Raw genomic sequence first — 1,371 nt, forward strand, 5'->3', positions numbered from 1 at the left:
TTCTACCTACAGAGTAAGCACGTCCGGCATCCCTTCTCCTGGAGCTGTGCGGTGGCCTTCGATGCAATCCTTGAACGGTTTGTCAAAGACAGTCCGGTGAGTGTCATGGCGCGGCTGGTTCTCCAGCGCGCCGTCAGCGCAGAGTGGATGGACTCGCTCTTCGAGGAGCACCGCCAGAGGCAGTACACCCGGGAGCTTCTCTTCTCCACCGTTGTCGGGCTGATGTCGGTGGTGGCCCTGGGGCTGCGCCCGTCTTTGCATGCGGCCGCGAAAGCTGCGGAGGTAGGCACCTCCTTGGCCGCGCTCTACGACAAGGTCAATCGGATGGAGCCAGGGCTGGTGCGCGCCCTGGTTCGTGGCAGTGCTCAGCGACTGGCGCCCGTGGTGGAACCGCTGCGGACAGGCCAGAAGCCTTGGGTAGAGGGTTATCGCGTCCGAGTCATTGACGGCAATCACCTGCCTGCCAGTGAGAAGAGGCTCAAGCCGCTGCGTGAGTTTCGAGGAGCCGCCCTGCCTGGGCACTCGCTGGTGGTGTACGCACCCGAGCAAGGGTTGGTGGTGGACATGGTGCCTTGCGAGGACGCGCACGCCCAAGAGAGGACGCTGGTGGCCGCAGCGCTGGAGCATGCCCAACAGGGAGACTTGTGGATAGCCGACAGAAACTTCTCCACCGCCCGGATTGTCTTTGGCTTGGAGGACCGACAGGCCGCCTTCATCATCCGAGAGCACGGACGCACTCCCAGCCCGACTGAGGTGGGGAAGCGCAAGAAGATGGGCCGTGTGGAGACGGGCGTCGTCTTCGAGCAGGCCGTCCAGGTGGAGGACGGCAGCGGGCGCCTGCTCACGCTTCGTCGCATCGAACTTCAACTGGATGAGCCCACCGAGGAGGGGGAGCCTCTCATTCGTCTGCTCACGAACGCCCCGGAGGACAAACTCTCCGCCGAGCAGGTGGCGGGTTTGTACCGCAAGCGCTGGAGCATCGAAGGCATGTTTCAGAGTCTTGAATCCGCCCTCCACAGCGAGGTGCGGACGCTGGGCCAGCCCAGAGCGGCACTCCTGGCTTTCGGTACCGCCGTGGTGGCCTACAACATCTTGGCGGTCATCCAGGCGGCTGTCGAGGCGGCACACCCTGAGGCCAAGGCCGAGGGCATTGAAATCTCACTCTTCTTCGTTTCCACCGAGGTGAAGGCGACCTATGGCGGGATGGTGATTGCCGTGGAGGACGAGATTTGGTCCGCCTTCGACGAGCAATCCCCTCTTCAACTCAGCCGAACCCTCATCCGCGTCGCCCAGCATGTTCAGCCCAAGCGCCTGCGCAAGCACCCACGAGGGCCCAAGAAGAAGACGAAGAAGGGTTACGTCTCAGGACGG

At 63.3% G+C, this 1,371-nt stretch carries 1 protein-coding gene; it reads left to right on the forward strand.

Annotated features, from left to right (window positions below):
* Nucleotides 1–51: 51 nt before the first annotated feature.
* Nucleotides 52–1,371 (forward strand): IS4 family transposase (locus tag KY572_RS46815; RefSeq protein WP_224250317.1); only part of this gene is annotated, 1,320 nt, incomplete at its 3' end.

Source organism: Hyalangium gracile (assembly GCF_020103725.1).
Taxonomy (GTDB): Bacteria; Myxococcota; Myxococcia; order Myxococcales; family Myxococcaceae; genus Hyalangium; species Hyalangium gracile.